The following is an 18972-nucleotide window of genomic DNA, read 5'->3' as shown; positions in this document are numbered from 1 at the left end:
TTACCATTTTCGTGCGGATAAAACCGTTTTTGTTGCAGCCAGAAAAACAGCGGCAAAGCTTAGGAAATAGATCAGGTCACGAGTATCCAACACTCCGCGACTCACTGATTGATAATGAGCATTGATGCCCAGGTTGATCAACGCAGATGAAAGCGTTCCTAAAGAAGCAATTGAGCTTATAGATTCGAAACCATTAAATGCGATAAAGCATAAGAATACCGCAATAATAAAAGCTACAATTTGATTGTTGGTGATAGATGAACTGAAAATGCCTATGGCTGTAAATGCAGCTCCAAGTAATAAAAGGCCGATATAAGAACCAGTTACCGCTCCTGAGTCGAGATTGCCGGGAGTTGCACCTAATTCATAAACCGAATAGTAATAAACAATAGTGGGAATAAGGGCAAAAACAACCAGTAAAAGACCTGCGCCAAATTTTCCTAAAATGATCTGCCAATCAGTTATCGGACTTGTAGAAAGTAATTCAAAGGTTCCTTCTTTCTTTTCTTCGGCAAAAGAGCGCATGGTAATAGCCGGAATAAGGAACATGAATACATAAGGGGCGATGTAAAACAGGCTGTCGAGACCGGCATAGCCGTAATCTAAAATGCTTGAATCAGGGAATACCCATAAAAACAAACCGGTAATAACCAGGAAAAAGATAATGGTTACATACGCAACCATTGAGCTTAAAAATCCTGAAATTTCTTTTTTAAGTATCGTATACATGTGTTGTTTTCAGCTTTGCATCTTTGCGTCTCTGCGGTGAAATTAACCGCGGGGGCGCAGAGTCAAAAAGTATTATTGCGTTAAGTTTCTAAAAATATCTTCCAATGAACTTTCTTCCTGCTTAGAGCTCAGAAGAGCAAGGTCATTCGATTTGGCAAAGTCAAAAACCTGTTTTCTGATATCGGCAGTACTGCTTAGTTTCCATTCATGATTATTTACCTGCTGAACAGCATTTACGCTTTCAATAGTCATTAACTGTTCTTCCGAAACGGAATTGTCAAATTCAACATAAAAAGTAAATCCTCCTGAAAGCAGGTTCTTCAAATTAGAGGTATTGTCGTTGGCAACAATAAGCCCTTTATTGATGATCACCACCTGGTCGCAAATGGCTTCAACTTCCTGCATAATGTGGGTAGAGAAAATAACGGTCTTCTCTTTCCCAATGTTTTTTATCAATCCTCTGATTTCAGCTAACTGATTCGGATCGAGACCTGTGGTCGGTTCGTCCAAAATCAACACCTGAGGATCATGAATGATTGCTTGTGCCAATCCCACACGTTGACGGTATCCTTTTGATAGCTGACCGATCTTTTTATGCTGCTCCACGTTCAAACCTACCATTTCAATTACCTCGGCAATGCGTTTAGTCGGGTTTTTTAACTTATGCATCGCTGCAGTAAAAGCCAGTGATTCTTTTACATACATCTCTAAATACAACGGGTTGTGCTCAGGAAGGTATCCAATATGCTTGCGAACTTCTAATGATTGCTCAACAATATCGAAACCGCAAACGCTCGCTTTCCCTGAGGAAGGTGGAATAAAGCCGGTAAGCATTTTCATCGTGGTGGACTTTCCGGCGCCATTAGGCCCCAAAAAACCCATAATACGGCCGGGATGAGCTTCAAATGAAATGCTGTTTACGGCCGTTTGGTGTTGGTATTGTTTGGTTAATTGTTCTACTATTACCGACATGCTTTCTTGTAATGACTGAATGATTGAATGATTGAAGGATAGAATAAGCCTCTATAAATCAATTATCAAAAATCACCTGCGAAAGTAATAAAAGGCTCCATATAGTATAAATATTTTACGTGCTTAAATGTTGAAATAAATTTGTGCTAAAAATTTTATGTTTGCAGTAATATGCTAGCTATTTTAATGAACCCTAAAATCTTAAACATCTTTATTCTGATATTATTAAACTCAAGCCTAATTTCTGTACATGGACAAACATTAAAAAGGGACGCTTTTTTCGCTTATGAAGTTAACTCCAATTCTAAAAAAACGCTAAGGGTAAATTGCTACTATCATAATGATTCGGTCAGAACGATTGTGATGGATCCTAATGTCAAAAAAGTTTATGACACTTTTTATGATATTAAAAGAAGTGAAATTCAATACATCTCTCATATCAAAAAGCGAAAATTAATACTCACGAATGTTCCTAGGAATTTGCCATTGGTTTGGGATGCGAAAATTGACAGTGAGTTAGTGGAAATCGATGATATATATTTCAGAAAAGCATCAGTGAATAAATCTTATTTTTCTTTTGATTACTGTACTGTTTTAGAATTACCCGAATATACTAAAATGGCTTTTCACCAATTAGGCATTATGGCAATGGAGGATGAGGTAATTACAGCGGACGCATATTCGGGATTAGTAAAAAAGGTGATCTTGAATAATGATCTATCCGGAAACAAGACTAAATTGAAACTTAAGGACTTTATTTTTGCTGTTCCTGATTCTTCCTTTATGATTTCAATGTTTAAATATGACACAGATACACTCGATTACACTGCTCTATTAAGCACTTTTAGTAAATTTAATGCGGACTTAAAATTGGTCTTATTGGGAGTTCCAAAAATGTCAATAGGTTACTCCTTTCCCGATGGTGAGGTCAGTGACCCGTTACTAAATCATTTAAAGACAAAAATGTTAGGAGTAGGAAGTATAGCGGGGGATTTTAAAATGTCGGATAAAGGATCCCAAAGTCAAAAAACGATGATAGCTTTCAATAATTTCCTCAGTACTTATATCGAAGAATATTTTTAGAAGTTTGTATTTGGCTAATGATACTCTTCGGGCGGTTCGGCAACTTGATTGTTCGAGCCGCTTTCTGCTTGATACTTGTCCAAATGACGCAAATAATCAGGGCAAAAATCGTAACCGTTTGGCCATTCAATTCCATGTCCTCTATCTATAATTTTTACTTGCTTAAAATACTCCGGATTTGATAGAGGTTTGGTCATTGGACCTTTATTTAGCCATGGATTAAAATCAACAATTCGGATAAATCCATCATCAAATTTTAGTTTTATATGGAAATTATCCAAAACGTTAAGTTCCGTTATCACTGCTGTTTTGTACATAACTTTAATCTAAAGGAGCTATTTTATTAGCAGGTATTTCATTTTGCAAGTTATTCCAATTTAATAATAATTCTTTTTGATGAATTGTTGCCCATTCAGTAACAAGCTGATGTGCCCGTTTGGGTAAAAGAACCTACCAAAGGAGTTAATGTTTTTATTTCATACTCTGCTCTGTATTCGTTATAGATTACATGAAAGAGTGGCGGGTTATGATCATCAAAAAACATTCTAATGATTATTCCATAAAATCTGCTTATTTCAGGCATGGTTCATTAAGGTGATGTCTGACAAATTTACTAAAAGATAAAGCTGTTAGTTTCAAATTAATGCCGTACAAACCGTGTTTTTTTGGCTGATAAAAAATATATTTGCGCCACTATGAGTAAAAACAACGACGAACTATTTAAAAATGTTACCTCACACTCAAAAGAGTACGGTTTTGTTTTCCCTTCGAGCGAAATTTATGACGGTTTAAGCGCTGTTTACGACTACGGGCAGTTAGGTGCTGAACTAAAAAATAATATTAAAACCTATTGGTGGAAAGCCATGGTTCAAATGCATGAGAATATTGTCGGGATTGATTCGGCAATTTTTATGCATCCGAAAATCTGGAAAGCTTCAGGTCACGTTGATGGCTTTAGCGATCCGATGATCGATAATAAAGACTCTAAAAAACGTTATCGTGCCGATAACTTGTTAGAAGATAAAATTGCCAAGTATGAGAAAGACGGTAAAACCCAAAAGGCTGAAGAACTTCAGGCTAAAATGGATGAATACCTGAAAGCTGAGAATTTGCCTGGCTTAAAAGAATTGATCATTGAGCACGAGATTGCATGTCCTGTTTCCGGCACCCGCAACTGGACCGATGTTCGTCAGTTTAACCTGATGTTTAACACGCAATTTGGAGCAATGGCTGACGAGGCAGATGTAGTTTATTTACGTCCTGAAACGGCTCAGGGTATCTTCGTAAACTTCTTGAATGTTCAAAAAACAGGAAGAATGAAGATTCCTTTCGGTATTGCGCAAATTGGTAAGGCATTCCGTAACGAAGTAATTGCCCGCCAGTTTATTATGCGTATGCGTGAGTTCGAACAAATGGAAATGCAGTTCTTTGTTCGTCCGGGTACCGAAATGGAATGGTATGCCTACTGGAAAGAAGCTCGCTTAAAATGGCACAAGGCTTTAGGTACAGATCCTGCGAAATACCGTTACCACGATCATACTAAACTAGCGCATTATGCAAATGCTGCTGTAGATATTGAGTTTGAATTCCCATTTGGCTTTAAAGAAGTTGAAGGTATTCACTCTCGTACTGATTTTGACTTAAGCCAGCACCAGGAATATTCAAGAAAGAAAATGCAATATTTCGATCCTGAGCTAAATGCAGAAGGCAAACCTTACGGAAACTATGTGCCATATGTTATTGAAACTTCTATCGGTTTAGATCGTATGTTCTTGTTAACCATGTGCAATGCGTATGAAGAGCAGGATTTGAGTGAAGGCGATAAACAAGATTCTCGCGTGGTATTGAAATTCCACCCGGCATTGGCTCCTGTTAAAGCTGCGGTACTTCCGTTAACCAAAAAGGACGGATTACCTGAAAAAGCGCGTGAGATCATGGATAAGATGAAGCTGGATTTCAATATGCAATATGATGAGAAAGACGCAATTGGAAAACGTTATCGTCGTCAGGATGCTATTGGAACACCTTTCTGTATCACCGTTGACTATCAATCGTTAGAAGATAACACCGTAACTATCCGCCACCGCGATTCAATGGAGCAGGAGCGTGTAGCTATTGATCAGTTGGAGAGCATTATCGGTAAAATGGTGAGCTGGAAGAATTTGTTAGGATAGTTAAATGACCTTTTAAGCTAGCCTGAGCGTAGTCGAAGGCTATTACTTTACATAAAAAATGCCTGTCGGTTTTAACCAGACAGGCATTTTTATTAATATGAATCTACAAAAGAGAATTACTTCGAAATGCTAAAGGTGTAGTCCTCGCCTTTGGCTCCAGATGATTTTCTTACCAGTTTATCATATTTCTCAAATACTTCGGGCGATTGTTTTTTGCCGTTTATAATTAACTCTTTATTTCTGCCTGAAATCATGAAACTATAACTTTCATCTTTCTTGATCAATCCATCAGCCACCAATGCCTGCTCCAATGACAATGAAAAGTTATTGTTCATGTCAAAATTGAAACTGTGAGCAGGAAAGTTCATGTTTACCTCTGGATTCATATTCGCCATATTGGCAGCCATAGCTTCCAGTTGAGGAGCCGCTTGTTTTGACCATTCATCCATGCTCATTTCCCATTGCTTTAATTGAGGCTCCCATTCTTTCTCCATTTTTTGTTCCCAGTCTTTTCCAAAGTTCTTCTCGTATTCTTTACCCCAGGCCTCCATATCCTTTTCAAACTTTTTCATTTTCTTCTCAAAGGCTTTACGTTCGGCAGGAGTCATGTTTTCCTTGTAATCACTCATGTCTAGGTTGAAATTAAACCCAGGGAAATTAAAACTCATGGGAGGTAGTGCAGGTACTGGAGGAATAGGAGGCAATGCGCTAGATCCTGGAACTGGTGGAGTAGGCGGAACTGGAGGAACGGCACCTATAGGAGAAGCAGCTCCAACAGGTGGAGGAGGTGGAATAGGCGCTACCTGAGTACCCATTCGCTGGCTAATTGCCATTTGTAGCTCTTTTTGATTCCAGTTTTCTTTAGGAATAGCTTTGCCATTCACCTTAATTTCTTTTACCTCTCCTTTATCGTTTTTAATAATTACCACGGCGTCTTTATCATCAATACTTACATTATTATTGATCTTGATACTGTCCAAATTCACAAACTTACCCGAAGAAATATTAGTTAATGAGACCGCCTGAACAGGTGTTTTTTCAGTGTTAAGAGTTTTCTCAATTGGCTTTTTATCTTTTTTCTCTGATGAAAACACATTGGTGCTATTCATTGTAAAAGTGATAATTGCAGCAATAAGTATAATCGCTGTTCCAGAGAAACTGTTAAGAGTTGTTGTGCTTTGTTCCTGGTGACCAATTAAACGCTTGATCCGATTTAATAACGATCCCTTTCCGTTAAGTGCCATAGCTAATGTTGTTTTTGGTTGAGTGCTGAAAAATTCTTCAATATTTGATAATGCGCGGGCAAGTGAGATGGCATCGCATCCTGAGGATACGGCTAAATCATCACAGCATAATTCGCGTTCTTTTCTGATCGTATTACTGATCCACCAAATTCCAGGGTGGAAGAAATAAATGATTTCGACAATGGTTTGTAAGATGTTGATCAGGTAATCGTTACGTTTAATATGTGCTAATTCATGCGCTAATATGGCTTCAATCTGATTAGCAGGTAAAGCTGCAAAAGTACCTAGAGGGACTAAAATGTAAGGTTTCAGATATCCAACAACGGTTGGGATTTGCACCAGCGCCGATTCAAACAACGCCACTTTACGTTTTATTTCAAATCGGTCTTCAAGTTTTTTAAGCTTGTTTTGCCACTGTTCAGTAACGGGTTTTAAATGCCGATTTCTTAAACGGAATATATAAGACACTCCACCGATCAGTCGAACAGAAAGGATTGCTACCCCAATTGTCCAGGCAATTAAGATCAGGTTTAAGTTTTGTTGAATAAATGAACCTAGTAAATTCCACCAGTTTGAAACGAAGTTGCTTTGGGTGTTAGCCTCAAAAAACAACTGACTGTAGCTAAGTTGGTTGAAATTGATACTTTGCGAAGTTGCAGGTGTGCTGGTCCATACACTCAAAAAAGTAAATATAGAGATTGCCAAAACGGCTCCAAGTGAACCGATGGCCACATTGTAACGTAAGCGGGCGCTTTTATCTCTTAAAACAACCATCAACGCGGCAAGTATTAAGCTTATAATAGCAATTTGCCAGATTGAATGGATAAGGGTCCAGCCTAAGGCCTGTGAAAAGTTTCCGTTTAAGATAGAATCAAAGGAATTCATATTATTTACCTCCTTCTAATTGATCTAAAAGTTGCCGAATTTGATCGAGCTCTTCTTTTGATGTTTGAGAATTTCCCAGTGCGTGCATCACAAGTTTCGATGCCGAGCCTCTGAAAGTAGCATCCAGAAACTTATCCAGCAGCTCTTTTTGAATATCATCTTCTTTAACTGCTGCGTCAAAAATGTGTGTACGGTTTCTGTCATCTCGAGATAACATTTCTTTGCCATGCATAATTTGCATGAGCTTTAGGGTAGTGGTGTACCCTGTTTCTTTTTTTTCATTCAGATGTTCGTTTACAAAACGGACGGTGTTGGCGCCATGTTCCCACAATACTTGCAGTATCTCTAATTCGGCATCGGTAGGTTTCGGAATTTTCATACGTTCTAAACGCTAAGTTTGTCTACGAATTGTTTCGTATATCAAATATATACGAAGACTTTCGTATTTAAAAATATATCTACGAAATGTTTCGTAACAAAAATGTTGTAGGCTTGGTTTTCAGAAAGATAGGTTGATTATGGGAGTTTTGAAAGCGACATATTTATAATTAAATTGATCATAACGAAACGCTACTATGCCCGATAAAAAGATTGGATTTTTACATGCCACCGCACTTGTTTCAGGAAACATGATTGGTACAGGAATTCTATTACTACCAGCATCATTGGCGGTTTTTGGCTATTTTAGTTTATGGGGCTGGCTTATTTCAACCGTAGGAGCTGTTACGCTCGCCATTGTTTTTGCGCGTTTAAGTAAGTTGCTTCCATTTACCGGTGGTCTTTATATTTATGTTGATAAGGCATTTGGTCCTTTGATGGGTTTTATAATAGGCTGGGGGTATTGGATAGCCGTCTGGACGGGTAATGCAGCAATAGTTATCACACTGGTCGCCACTTTATCTTCATTTTTCCCGGTTCTCAATCAATATCCATTGGCAGCCTTAAGCATTGGTATTGCTGTGGTATGGATAATAACATTTATCAATCTGAAAGGAATAAAAGAAGCAGCCCAGTTTCAGATGGTTACCACTATTCTTAAAATTATACCATTGATAATTATCGGAACAGTGGGTTTCTTTTATTTTAAATCGACCAACTTTTGGGTTCGTCCACAGCATATCAGTTATCCATCTATTTTTTTACAAACTGCTGCATTAACACTCTGGTCCTTTCTTGGTTTGGAATCCGCTACCGTTCCTGCCGAGCATATTCGTAATCCGGAGAAAAACATAGCGAAGGCAACGATTGTCGGAACTATATTGGCTTCGGTAATCTATATATTTTCCAGTACTGCAGTAATGGGGATTTTAACTAACGTCGATTTGACCAAGTCTACAGCGCCTTTTGCTGATTCTGCGCAGCTAATAGGAGGGAACGTTTTCTATATTATTGTTGGAATTTCGGCAGTGATTGCCTGTGTAGGCACATTAAATGGTTGGGTTTTAATGCAGGGACAAGTAGCTTATGCAGTGGCCCGAAATGGAGCATTCCCTTCATTCTTTCAAAAGAAAAACAAGAATAATGTACCTGCAAATGCTTTAATTATTTCGAGCATACTGGTGTGCATTGCCATTACCTTAAATTATTCAAAATCGCTGCAGGAACAATTCCAAAATCTTATTCTTTTGTCAACGCTGTCCACGCTGATTCCGTATGTTTTTTGTTCGGTAGCCGAGTTAATGATTAGGCGAAAAACGCAAGCCGATTTTAGATGGAGAAAGAATACTAAGCTTGTGGTTATTACCATTATCGCCTTTCTGTTTTCTATTGGAGCTATTATAGGAACCGGTTCGAAAAGTATTCTTTACGGAATCATCTTGTTAATTGCCGGTGTTCCTTTTTATTACCTGTTTCAGAAAACAGCTCATAAACAGTTAAGAGATAATTTCGCCAGTGATAAAACGGCTTAAAAGGGAGTGGAAATGGTGAACGCCTTGTTCTCGTGTCGGAGAGAAACGGCCATTCTTATAAAACCGCGAGTTAATGCCTCGTTGTACATTCTCCACCACAAATTCATCTTCACGTTCTACTTTATCTAAAAGCGCTCCCGCTCCTTTATCGTATTTCGATTCGTCGTACATATAAGTTAAAAACTTAACCTGGCATTGCTTAATTGAAATAGGCTTTACAATATTTATGCTTAATCCCCAGGGATAAAAATTGAGCATCATGTTTGGAAACAGCCAATAGTAATACGCAGCTATTTTTTGCCCATGATCAACGTGATTTTCGGGCAGGTTAAAGCATTCCTCAGCATGATCACCAATGCCTATTTGCAGGTTACAATAATCATAGATGAGTGTTCTGTACTGTTGGTAATCTAAAACCTTGTTCAAGTCTGGGTGGACAAAAGGAACATGAAAACCTTCTAGGTAATTATCGCAATACAGTGCCCAATGAGCGTTTACCAGGTATTCTCTTGATAGTTCGGGGCGAAACTGAAACTGGGAAACCGGCATAAAGCCAACACGCTCATTTAAAATGGCAGCTACATTATCGAAATCAAAGCCTGGGTTTAATGAAACAAATGGGAATCCATTCCATTCTTTTACCTCAACTTGGTGAAGATCCTCACAGGCTCTTGGAAAATCTTTGGCCTCCTTAAATTCGGGCATCGATTCAAATTGGCCATCGGTATTAAACTTTCGGCCATGATAATTGCAGATGAACTTTTTGTATTTACCGGGGTGATGAACCAAAATGTTTCCACGGTGGGTGCAAACATTGCTAAAGCAGTTTAATTCATGGTTCTGATTTCTGACTAAAACCAAAGGCTCGTTTAAAAAACCTTGTAATAATGAAAATGGAAAAGCCTCATCCGCCTGTTTTGCATATTCTTCTGATTCTATTAACTGCCAGCTCTTAGCAAAGATCTTTTCTTTGGATTCCTCAAAAAGAGCTATGCTTTTATAAAATGACGTTGGTAAAGTCTCAGCCTTCGTAATATCAGGATTGATGAAAAACTTTTCCATGTTCATGTTTCGCTAATTGATTGATGTTGAAATATAAAGAAAGAAACGAGAAGAACGATCTTCCTTCTCGTTTTATATCTGTTTACACTTCCTTTCTCAATTTATAGCCATATCTTCTGTAAAGAATAAAAGCAACCACCGCCAGAAGGATCAACGCCCAAAGTCTGATGATAAAAACAATCAGGTCAGACAGTATTTCAAAACCGGTGATGAACGATTCTTTGGCTTTACTAAAGAAGCTCGGTTCATACTGTTTGATGTTTTCCTGGTTGGCAATCAACTCTTGTTTTACCAATTGGCGCTGATAAATAGAAAGCTGAACAGTACTGAAATTGATCTGATCTTCCAGATTAAGGTTTGAGATTTTGGCATTATCAGCTTCTTCCTGTTTGTTCAATAGGGTCTCCTCTGCGTTTGAAGTTTCATTCAATTTTTTGCCACGATTATCAATGGCATTAGTCAATCGACGTTCGTTTTGGGTTATGCGTTGTTGAGTTAAATTATTGGAAAGCAATTGCAAGCTAACATCATCTGATTTTATTATACGATAATCTAAAAAGTCAACCAGCTTTGCGATGTCTTTTAAGGTAGTATCGAGTTTGGTATTAGGCACCCTGATGGTCATTTCATTTGTAACGGTTACATATTTCGATTCAACGGATGAATCAGCGCTCACTTTGGTCGTATTTGTATAATCTACATTACTGTTCAGGTTTGTTAAGGTAACAAAGCCTCCGTTTCTGTTAGTAATGTCTTCAATTTTGTAAGTAGCCTCCGTAACGTTTTTTACTTTAAACTTTAATTCTGAAGAACGAATGAATCTTCTTCCTGAAGTATGGGTGGTTTCAACAGCTGCAGAAGATGATGCAACAACAGAACTGTCTGCGGAGTTTTCGTAATTTTCAGCTTTTTTTCCTTGGCCACAGCTCATAGCGGTAGCTGAAAGAACTACAATTAGTAGTTTTTGTACGTTTTTCATTATAATAAGGTTTTAAAAGGATGAATTTAACCTTAGGTACGTTATGTCTGGGTAGTCTAGAATTGGCAGCTATAAATTACGCTAGGTTCTTATAAATTAGTTTTCATTAATGCTCAAATACCTAAAAATGTAACCCTTGGTATTGTAATTTTTTTTATAGAAATTCTCGGTCGATTTATTTTTCAGGTTTCCACCTTAACTTAATTCAAAAAGTTATTGATAAATACTCCTGATTGCTAAATTTACACCACCAATCAATTTAAGTTAATGAATACCTTTAGCAATAAACAAGTGGCAGCTTTGCCTAACCATTTGAAGCAATACATCGTTGAACAGCATTATGAGCATTACACACCGGTTGATCATGCTATTTGGCGTTACGTAATGCGTCAAAACTATAGCTATCTGAAAGATGTGGCCTTTTACCCCTACATTCCAGGCTTAAAAAAGGCAGGGTTAACCATAGAAAAGATCCCCAGTTTGCAGGAAATGAATGACGCTCTTGGCCAAATAGGCTGGGGGGCAGTTACAGTTGATGGATTTATTCCTCCTGCAGCTTTCATGGAGTTTCAGGCTTATAAAGTATTGGTAATTGCGGCAGATATTCGTCAGATCGATCATATTGAATATACTCCTGCACCGGATATTATCCATGAGTCGGCAGGACATGCGCCTATTATTGGAGAATCTCGTTACGCCGATTACTTAAGCTATTTCGGTTACATCGGATCAAAGGCCATGTATTCGTCCAAAGATTTTGAATTGTATGAAGCTATACGTCATTTATCTATTTTAAAAGAGATGCCTGATGCCGATCCTGCTGATATTGTGCAAGCAGAAAAAGATCTGGAGTTTAAGCAGCAAAATTTGGGAGAGCCCTCGGAAATGGCTCTGTTGAGTCGTTTGCATTGGTGGACTGTTGAATACGGTTTGATCGGAACCCTTGAGGATCCTAAAATTTATGGAGCGGGCTTGCTTTCGTCAATTGGTGAAAGTGCATCATGTATGCGCCCGGATGTAATCAAACTGCCTTATTCGATAGATACGCTGAATTATTCGTACGATATCACCAAACCGCAGCCCCAATTATTTGTAACCCCTGATTTTGAAACCCTGATAAACGTATTGGAAGAATTTGCTTCTACAATGTCGTTCAGAAAGGGAGGAACCCATGGCTTGATGAAAGCTATTGAGTGCAAAAATACTTGTACAGCAGTGTTCAGCTCAGGCTTGCAGGTTACTGGTACGTTTACCGATATAGTTCTGAATGCGAATGATGAACCAGTTTACATTAAAACAACAGGGCCTTCGGCATTAAGTTATAACGACAACCAATTAGATAGTCATGGCAAAACCTATCATTCTGATGGCTTTAGTTCTCCGGTAGGCAAGTTGAAGAATTTTGATATGCCTTTGGAAGATTTTCATATTAATGACTTTAAGAATATGGGAATTGAGCTGGGTGAACCTACGGTGTTGGAGTTTGAAAGCGGGATTGTGGTGGAAGGTACCTTAAAATCGGTGATTCAGGAAGAAGAGAAATTGGTTCTTTTGAGCTTTATTGATTGTAAAGTGTACGACAAAAACTCAGGTAAGGTTTATTTCGAGCCTTTCTGGGGAGTTTATGATATGGCTGTAGGGCATAAAATCGATTCGGTATTTTGCGGTGCCGCCGATAAAGATGCATTTGAACCAATAGCGTTGGTTTCTGAGACTAAAACACATCAGATTCAGTTCGATAATCAAACAGTACGCTTGCATGAATTGTATCGTATAGTTAGGAATGTACGTGAGCATAAGGCCGATGTGGCACTTTTACCATCTGTTTGGGATTCGCTGAAAACCGAACATAACAACGATTGGCTATGTGCTCTTGAAATTTTAGAGATTTTTGAACATACAGCGCTGCACCCTGAACTAGCTGATGATATTAAGCTCGGGCTAAAAAATAAAGCAGCAAGTAACCCATCAATGACTAAGTTAATTAATGATGGCTTTTCATTGATTGCCAATCCGGTAATTGACTTAGTCCATTAAAAATAACTTTATAGGCCATGGTCAATTGTCCATGGCTCATATACAATTTTATCTTTGCAACAAAAACTATGGTCCATGGTCTATCAACTATGGACCTTTTAATAACTATTCATGAACATTATCATAACCGGAGCCAGCAGTGGAGTAGGCTTTGAAGCCGCTCTCGAATTGGCAGCTCATTCAAATGTTAACATCATAGCATTGGCCCGCACTGAAGAACGACTGGCTAAATTGGCAAGCATCAATGAGCAACTGAATCCGGGTTCTAAGCTGTATGCAATTGCTTTTGACATTTTTTCAGGCGATTACGAAGGTGGCTTGCTTCCCTTTGTAAAACAACTGTTTGGTAAAGTTGATATACTCATTAACAATGCCGGGGAGTTGATCAATAAACCTTTTGCTGAATTAAACCTCGCTGATTTCGACCAAATGATGCACAGTAATTTGTATGGGCACATCCGGATGATTCAGCAGTTATTGCCTTATTTTTCTGAAAATGCCCATATTCTTAACATTGGCAGCATGGGCGGTTTCCAGGGAAGCGTAAAGTTTCCGGGTTTGGTGTCGTATTCGGCAAGCAAGGCGGCATTACACAACCTAACCGAATGTTTGGCAGAAGAGCTTAAAGAGCAAAAGATTAAGGTTAACTGCCTGGCACTTGGTTCGGCGCAAACCGAAATGTTGGAAAAGGCATTTCCTGGTTATCAGGCACCGGTGCTTGCATTTGAAATGGGTAAATACATTGCCGATTTTGCACTTACTGGACATAAGTTTTTTAATGGAAAGATCATTCCGGTAGCCACCACAACACCGTAATTTAAGGTAGACTACCTGTCTTAACCTATATGCACTGTAAATTATAAAACATTGAAACGCTCCGCATTGGAAGTGTTTTTTCATTTGGTCAACTTTTTGTCTTTCAATTGCTGAAAATGTTTGTTAATTTTTAACATCTAATTATTAACGCGATCAGTATGCCTCAGCCCAAAAATGATTTTGCCTTTTTACGTAAATGGGAAAAAGAGCGAAAGGAAAATAAACTGCGATTCGCTATCAGAATTGGCCTTTTGCAATATGCCATTCCTATTGTTCTTATTGTAATTGGGATCGATTTTCTTAGAGGTATTGAGGATATGGATCAGTACTTGTTAATACGAATTTATTGGGGATTGCCGGTTTGTGTTTTTTGTGGGTTGTTTGCAGGATGGTGGATGTATAGAAATAACGAAAAGCGATATAAATCGCTTAAAGGATTAGACGAAAAAAAAGGTCATTAGTTAGATTATATTATTTAGTTAAAGCAGGACTTCACGGTTCTGCTTTTTTCGTGCTTTACATTTTGCATTCAATACAACTTCTACTTAAAATATGGAAAATATCTACGACAAAAAACTGCCTATTACAGCTTGGGCGGAGGACGATCGTCCGCGTGAAAAAATGATGCTGAAAGGCCGCCAGAGTTTGAGCGATGCCGAACTGATCGCCATTTTAATAGGTTCAGGAACCGCAAAGCTTAGCGCTGTTGATTTAAGCAAGCATATTTTAAATGCGGTGAATAATGATTTAAACACCTTGGCTAAATTGAGTATTAAGGAATTAGTTAAGTTTAATGGAATAGGAGAGGCGAAAGCTATTTCTATTTTAGCTGCATTGGAGTTAGGAAGAAGGAGGAAGGAAGAAGATGCAACCAAAATTACTCGAATTATTTCCAGTAAAGACACTTATCTGTTAATGCGGCCTTATTTGGCTGACCTCGGCCATGAAGAATTTTGGGCTGTTTTTTTAGGCCGCTCTAATCGTGTGCTTTCTGTACAAAACATCAGTAAAGGTGGTGTATCATCAACTGTGGTCGATCCAAAGATTATCTTCAAATTAGCGCTTGAACATACGGCCTCCAATGTGGTGTTGGTTCATAATCACCCTTCCGGAAATTTAAAACCCAGCCAGCAAGATCTAATTTTAACTTCTAAGCTTAAACAAGCAGGTCTAATGCTCGATATAGCTGTGGTTGATCATCTTATTATTACTGACGGTGGTTTTTATAGTTTTGCTGATGAAGGTAAAATGTAGTAGGAATTAAAAAACAGAAACGCTAAGTTTTGACTTAGCGTTTCTGTTTTAATTATTTTTGATTGACCACAGCTGGTTGAACCACCGTTTTCTTCTCTTTTTTCTTATTTACTTTCAATCGGTTTAGCCACATGATTACTCCTGTAACCGGAAAAGCCAAAGACAACAAGCAAATTAAAAAGCTGATAATTTTTGAAGTAAGGCCATAAATAGCGCCAGTGTGTAAAGGCTTAACGATGGCGCGTATTTTTTGTCCCGAGTTTTTATTTGAAAATTTTTGAGCTCCAACAGTTTTACCGGTATACTGATCGATAAAATAAGTATCGCCAGCGGTTTCAATTGAGTTTAAAGGAAGTACGTTAACACTGTAGGTGCTTACCGAATCTTTTGGAATGCGGATAGTATATAATTCGAAGGTGTTAACTTCATTTTGAATAGTTTTGGCTACCTCATCAACCGAAACCGATTTCAATACCTTTTGAAAAACAACCGTTGGAGGTTCAGGGTTTTCCATTTTAGAACCGGTTAGGGTGAACAATCCTTTGTTAACCCAGTTAAAAGCCATCACTAATCCGCTTAAAACAATAACGATTAAGAAAATAGAAAGGTAAAATCCTGTAACAATATGCAGGTCATGAACCAGTCGTTTCCATCCGCCATCAAACTTAATTTTTAAACGCTGATATAGTATTTTCTTCGTTTTTGGCCACCACAAGATGATCCCGGTGATCAAAATGAAAAAGAAAAATAAAGTAGAGAAGCCTGTAAGAAAATTCCCAATGCTGTCTTTGCCACCCAGTAACCAGCGGTGAATGGACTCCACTGTGAAGAAAAAGGATTCTCTTGGGTTAACCACGTCCAAAACTTTGCCAGTAAATGGATCTACATAAACAGTAATGGTTGGTTTACGCTTTTCGTTCTTTTTATCTTTCGATTTCGGGCCTCGTTTGTCGGTACTTTTTGCTTCTGGTTTTTGTTCCGCTTTAGCCTTATCCATTTGCTCTTTATGGCCTTTTTTCTCCGGAACGGTAATGCTTACCTCTACCGATCGGTTGGCTTCATGGTAAACCTTAACCGACGAAAGTTTAGCCTTTGGAGTACTTTCAACAGCGCTTTTAACTACTTGAGTCAAGGGTAAACGTTCACCCTGAGAAGTAACAAAATAGCGGTTGGCGTACAAGCTATGCTCGATTTCCTCTTCGAAAACTAAAATGGTACCGGTTAGGCAGGAAGTGAAAATGATCAATCCGGCCGCTAGACTTAGATAAAGGTGGATATTTCTGAAAAATACTTTCATATTATTTATAAACAAACCGGATCATTAGAAAATGATCCGGCCGTAAAAGCTATTTAATTGATTTTAATTAAAACTTATATGCCAATGTAGTGGTGAACTGACGAGGGGCAATAGGGTTTACACTGTAGTTTTCGTGAACATAGTAGTTTAACTCATCGGCTAAGTTAGACACCTTACCTAAGATGGAAAGTTTTTTGTACGTATATCCCAATGACAGATCAAATGTGGTAAAGCCGTCAACAGGAATTAAGCGGTTTTGAGGTTGTCCAGCAGGAGGTACAGCTCCATTGATATAGTTCGTGTTGTTATACCCTCCATTCCTTTTTCCTGTATAAAATCCTGAAAATCCTACTTTTAAGCCATTTAATAAATTGTTTGAAAAAGTATAGAATAGGCTTGCATTTGCAGTGTTTGATGGAACTCCTACTAATCGTTCACCTTCTTTATTGCTTCCAGTATTTCCTGTAGTATTGGTAAAACGCATGTAGGTGTAACTATAACCAGCCAGGAAGTTTAACCCTTTAGCTAATGTACCGTTAAGATCTACTTCTAATCCATCGCTTGTTGTTTCGCCTGCTAACTCTTTAGCTCCGTTTGACGAGCCAGGTACGGATTGAGCATAGTTATCATTAATTATTTTATAAATGGTGAGGTTGGCAGAAAGGCGTCCCTGGAAGAAATCATTTTTTACACCTACTTCATATTGGTCAATAATTGAAGGGTCTAGGTTGTTATTATTAATATCAACACCACTGTTAGGGGCAAAGTTGTTTGAATAACTTGCAAATAATGAAGTAGTTTTTGTTGGTTGATAAACCAAACCTAAACGTGGCGAGAAGGCTTTTTCATCTTTGTTTTTAACGGTTGTTTTATATTCAGCACCGGTTGCAATATTGTGAATGTTTCCGGTAATTACATTTTGGTACGACCATCTTAAGCCTGCTAATACTTTAAATTTCTCTGAAACAGAAATCAAGTCTTGTACGAATATCCCAAAGCGATTGGTAGGTACCACTGTTCTTAACGAATCTGTTGTAACCGGCATATCGGTTCGTAATGGATATTTTGATGGGTCTAAAATGTTAATCTTGTCATAAGCGGTAGCAAATTTTTTGAATGTATAGGTAGTATTGTTATAGCGCTCTGCATCTGATCCAACTAATAATTGATGTCTTATTTTGCCCGTTTTCAAGTCTCCGGTAAGGTTCAATTGACCGGTATAGTAGTTTTCATTTGATTTTGTACGTGTTAAAACCCTATTCCAGTCACCCACAGCGTTTGCTTGAATACGCTCGGTTGAGAAATAGTTACGGTCAAAGTTTTGGTAAGCCAAAACGGAATTTAACTTCCATTTAGCATTAAACTGATGATTTAAGTTAGCTGAAGCGGTTGCTTGTTTTGCTTTTTGATAAGCCCATGGCGTATTAAAGAAGCTCGACTTGCTTATAGTTGTTGGAATTTTACTGCTTTCGCTATCGGTTAAAGTACCAATTCCAAAGTCTGGGGTGAAGTCAGCATTCAAATAATCTCCCTGTACCAATAAATCGGTTTTAGAACTGATCTGATATAATAAAGATGGATTAATGTAATAGCGTTTTGATTCTACCGAGCTTCTAAAGCTTTCAGCATTCTCATAGGTGCCAATTGCTCTGAAAGCTAATTTTTTACTAATCGGTCCATACACATCAACGGATGGTTTATAAAAGCTATAACTTCCTGTGCGCATCGACACTTCACCTCCATATTCAAATTTCGGTTTCTTGGTAACCATATTGATTACAGCTCCTCCGCTTACATTTCCATAAAGTAAAGCCGCACTTCCTTTTAGAACCTCAACACTTTCTAAGGTACTTGCCTCTGGAACGATACCGGAATTAGCTCTGGCGCCGTTTTTCATAATGTTATTTGCACCCAGGTTGTATCCCCTTGCAAAAAATGTTTCCACGTTGGTCCCTCTGTTATCGGTTAGAGTTACACCGTTTACATTTTTTATAGCATCACTTAATTTATTTACTTGTTGCTCTGTTATTGTTTTGTTATCAATAATTGCAACAGCCTGTGGAAGATCCATTGGAGCGATTTCAATTCTACCAACCGTTACAGGTTTTTTGTTCACACTTTTTGCACCCGTTACCACTACTTCGGCTAGTTGGCCTGCAGTTTCGGTAAGGGTTAATTCTACAGTTGAGGTTTGACCGGAAGCAACAGTTATTGTTTTTTCCTGTGAAGTAAGTCCTACAGAGCTTACTAATAATGTATAGGTGCCTTCTTTAATATTTTTAAGGTGAAAAGCGCCCAATTCATTTGTAATAGTTCCTCTGTTTATTTCTTTCAAGCTAATGTTTACTGAAGCGGCAGGGTTGCCATCACTGGTTTTAACTGTTCCTGAAATTACACCGTTTTTGGTCTGAGCCGTTGCTCCGAATCCTAAAAATAATATCAGCATAAAGCTTATAGCATAAGCAAGAGAGGGGAATTTGTAGATATTAAAGTTCATATGGAGGTTTTTGTTATTTGTATTAAATCTAAA

At 38.1% G+C, this 18972-nt stretch carries 17 protein-coding genes and 1 pseudogene; 7 read left to right on the top strand and 11 right to left on the bottom strand.

Annotated elements, in window-relative coordinates; translation table 11 throughout:
- Positions 1–729: a gliding motility-associated ABC transporter permease subunit GldF gene (gene gldF / locus C3K47_RS03485; RefSeq protein WP_103787725.1), complete on the bottom strand. Its 729-nt coding sequence runs from the start codon at positions 727–729 to the stop codon at positions 1–3.
- 72 nt (positions 730–801) lie between these two features.
- Positions 802–1701: a gliding motility-associated ABC transporter ATP-binding subunit GldA gene (gene gldA / locus C3K47_RS03480; RefSeq protein WP_103787724.1), complete on the bottom strand. Its 900-nt coding sequence runs from the start codon at positions 1699–1701 to the stop codon at positions 802–804.
- A gap of 171 nt (positions 1702–1872) precedes the next feature.
- Between gldA and C3K47_RS03475 the strand changes: the two genes are divergently transcribed.
- Positions 1873–2784, top strand: coding sequence for a hypothetical protein (locus tag C3K47_RS03475; RefSeq protein ID WP_103787723.1), 912 nt, complete (start codon positions 1873–1875; stop codon positions 2782–2784).
- 14 nt (positions 2785–2798) lie between these two features.
- Here the strand turns inward: C3K47_RS03475 and C3K47_RS03470 are convergent, their stop codons facing one another.
- From C3K47_RS03470 to C3K47_RS19850, 3 genes and pseudogenes are all read right to left on the bottom strand, one after another.
- Complete coding sequence (locus C3K47_RS03470; RefSeq protein ID WP_103787722.1) at positions 2799–3101, bottom strand: DUF2442 domain-containing protein; 303 nt, start codon at positions 3099–3101, stop codon at positions 2799–2801.
- A gap of 4 nt (positions 3102–3105) precedes the next feature.
- Positions 3106–3219 (bottom strand): annotated as a pseudogene (locus C3K47_RS19855) (hypothetical protein); the annotation flags it as partial.
- Complete coding sequence (locus tag C3K47_RS19850) at positions 3197–3367, bottom strand: DUF4160 domain-containing protein (RefSeq protein WP_207765228.1); 171 nt, start codon at positions 3365–3367, stop codon at positions 3197–3199. The pseudogene C3K47_RS19855 and the gene C3K47_RS19850, both read right to left, overlap by 23 nt.
- 112 nt (positions 3368–3479) lie before the next feature.
- Here C3K47_RS19850 and C3K47_RS03460 point away from each other — a divergent pair, with 112 nt between their 5' ends.
- The gene (locus C3K47_RS03460; protein ID WP_103787721.1) at positions 3480–4958 is read left to right on the top strand and encodes a glycine--tRNA ligase; all 1479 of its coding nucleotides are present in this window, start codon (positions 3480–3482) and stop codon (positions 4956–4958) included.
- 116 nt (positions 4959–5074) lie between these two features.
- Here the strand turns inward: C3K47_RS03460 and C3K47_RS03455 are convergent, their stop codons facing one another.
- A complete protein-coding gene (locus C3K47_RS03455; protein ID WP_103787720.1) occupies positions 5075–7087 on the bottom strand; it encodes a M56 family metallopeptidase in 2013 nt (670 codons plus the stop codon).
- A gap of 1 nt (position 7088) precedes the next feature.
- Positions 7089–7466 carry a BlaI/MecI/CopY family transcriptional regulator gene (locus C3K47_RS03450; protein ID WP_103787719.1) on the bottom strand — a complete coding sequence of 126 codons (378 nt, stop codon included), beginning with the start codon at positions 7464–7466 and terminating at the stop codon, positions 7089–7091.
- 196 nt (positions 7467–7662) lie between these two features.
- Here C3K47_RS03450 and C3K47_RS03445 point away from each other — a divergent pair, with 196 nt between their 5' ends.
- Positions 7663–8997, top strand: a complete 1335-nt coding sequence (locus C3K47_RS03445; protein ID WP_103787718.1) for an amino acid permease — start codon at positions 7663–7665, stop codon at positions 8995–8997.
- Here C3K47_RS03445 and C3K47_RS03440 read toward each other — a convergent pair.
- Entirely contained in the window at positions 8962–10059 is a 1098-nt protein-coding gene (locus C3K47_RS03440; protein ID WP_103787893.1) for an aromatic ring-hydroxylating oxygenase subunit alpha, read from the bottom strand. The genes C3K47_RS03445 and C3K47_RS03440 overlap by 36 nt on opposite strands.
- 82 nt (positions 10060–10141) lie before the next feature.
- Positions 10142–11038, bottom strand: coding sequence for a DUF4349 domain-containing protein (locus C3K47_RS03435; RefSeq protein ID WP_103787717.1), 897 nt, complete (start codon positions 11036–11038; stop codon positions 10142–10144).
- A gap of 267 nt (positions 11039–11305) precedes the next feature.
- Between C3K47_RS03435 and C3K47_RS03430 the strand changes: the two genes are divergently transcribed.
- From C3K47_RS03430 to radC, 4 genes are all read left to right on the top strand, one after another.
- Positions 11306–13075 carry an aromatic amino acid hydroxylase gene (locus tag C3K47_RS03430; protein WP_103787716.1) on the top strand — a complete coding sequence of 590 codons (1770 nt, stop codon included), beginning with the start codon at positions 11306–11308 and terminating at the stop codon, positions 13073–13075.
- A 111-nt stretch (positions 13076–13186) separates the two neighbouring features.
- A complete protein-coding gene (locus tag C3K47_RS03425) occupies positions 13187–13891 on the top strand; it encodes an SDR family NAD(P)-dependent oxidoreductase (RefSeq protein ID WP_103787715.1) in 705 nt (234 codons plus the stop codon).
- A 158-nt stretch (positions 13892–14049) separates the two neighbouring features.
- Positions 14050–14352 (top strand): hypothetical protein, encoded by a 303-nt coding sequence (locus C3K47_RS03420; protein ID WP_103787714.1) that lies wholly within the window; start codon positions 14050–14052, stop codon positions 14350–14352.
- Between the two features lie 91 nt (positions 14353–14443).
- Positions 14444–15145 (top strand): RadC family protein, encoded by a 702-nt coding sequence (gene radC / locus C3K47_RS03415; protein WP_103787713.1) that lies wholly within the window; start codon positions 14444–14446, stop codon positions 15143–15145.
- A gap of 52 nt (positions 15146–15197) precedes the next feature.
- Here radC and C3K47_RS03410 read toward each other — a convergent pair whose 3' ends face one another.
- Together C3K47_RS03410 and C3K47_RS03405 are read right to left on the bottom strand one after the other, a co-directional pair.
- Complete coding sequence (locus C3K47_RS03410) at positions 15198–16442, bottom strand: PepSY-associated TM helix domain-containing protein (RefSeq protein WP_103787712.1); 1245 nt, start codon at positions 16440–16442, stop codon at positions 15198–15200.
- Positions 16443–16509: 67 nt separating this feature from the next.
- Positions 16510–18939: a TonB-dependent receptor gene (locus C3K47_RS03405; RefSeq protein WP_103787711.1), complete on the bottom strand. Its 2430-nt coding sequence runs from the start codon at positions 18937–18939 to the stop codon at positions 16510–16512.
- Positions 18940–18972 lie beyond the last annotated feature (33 nt).

This window comes from Solitalea longa (genome assembly GCF_002920915.1).
GTDB lineage: Bacteria > Bacteroidota > Bacteroidia > Sphingobacteriales > Sphingobacteriaceae > Solitalea > Solitalea longa.
The sequence above is the reverse complement of the archived record's forward strand: the minus strand, read 5'-3'. Positions and strand labels throughout refer to the sequence as shown.

Coding starts and splice junctions, on each gene's coding strand:
- gldF (WP_103787725.1), bottom strand. CDS start 729: ATGTATACGATACTTAAAAAAGAAATTTCAGGATTTTTAAGCTCAATG.
- gldA (WP_103787724.1), bottom strand. CDS start 1,701: ATGTCGGTAATAGTAGAACAATTAACCAAACAATACCAACACCAAACG.
- C3K47_RS03475 (WP_103787723.1), top strand. CDS start 1,873: ATGCTAGCTATTTTAATGAACCCTAAAATCTTAAACATCTTTATTCTG.
- C3K47_RS03470 (WP_103787722.1), bottom strand. CDS start 3,101: ATGTACAAAACAGCAGTGATAACGGAACTTAACGTTTTGGATAATTTC.
- C3K47_RS19850 (WP_207765228.1), bottom strand. CDS start 3,367: ATGCCTGAAATAAGCAGATTTTATGGAATAATCATTAGAATGTTTTTT.
- C3K47_RS03460 (WP_103787721.1), top strand. CDS start 3,480: ATGAGTAAAAACAACGACGAACTATTTAAAAATGTTACCTCACACTCA.
- C3K47_RS03455 (WP_103787720.1), bottom strand. CDS start 7,087: ATGAATTCCTTTGATTCTATCTTAAACGGAAACTTTTCACAGGCCTTA.
- C3K47_RS03450 (WP_103787719.1), bottom strand. CDS start 7,466: ATGAAAATTCCGAAACCTACCGATGCCGAATTAGAGATACTGCAAGTA.
- C3K47_RS03445 (WP_103787718.1), top strand. CDS start 7,663: ATGCCCGATAAAAAGATTGGATTTTTACATGCCACCGCACTTGTTTCA.
- C3K47_RS03440 (WP_103787893.1), bottom strand. CDS start 10,059: ATGGAAAAGTTTTTCATCAATCCTGATATTACGAAGGCTGAGACTTTA.
- C3K47_RS03435 (WP_103787717.1), bottom strand. CDS start 11,038: ATGAAAAACGTACAAAAACTACTAATTGTAGTTCTTTCAGCTACCGCT.
- C3K47_RS03430 (WP_103787716.1), top strand. CDS start 11,306: ATGAATACCTTTAGCAATAAACAAGTGGCAGCTTTGCCTAACCATTTG.
- C3K47_RS03425 (WP_103787715.1), top strand. CDS start 13,187: ATGAACATTATCATAACCGGAGCCAGCAGTGGAGTAGGCTTTGAAGCC.
- C3K47_RS03420 (WP_103787714.1), top strand. CDS start 14,050: ATGCCTCAGCCCAAAAATGATTTTGCCTTTTTACGTAAATGGGAAAAA.
- radC (WP_103787713.1), top strand. CDS start 14,444: ATGGAAAATATCTACGACAAAAAACTGCCTATTACAGCTTGGGCGGAG.
- C3K47_RS03410 (WP_103787712.1), bottom strand. CDS start 16,442: ATGAAAGTATTTTTCAGAAATATCCACCTTTATCTAAGTCTAGCGGCC.
- C3K47_RS03405 (WP_103787711.1), bottom strand. CDS start 18,939: ATGAACTTTAATATCTACAAATTCCCCTCTCTTGCTTATGCTATAAGC.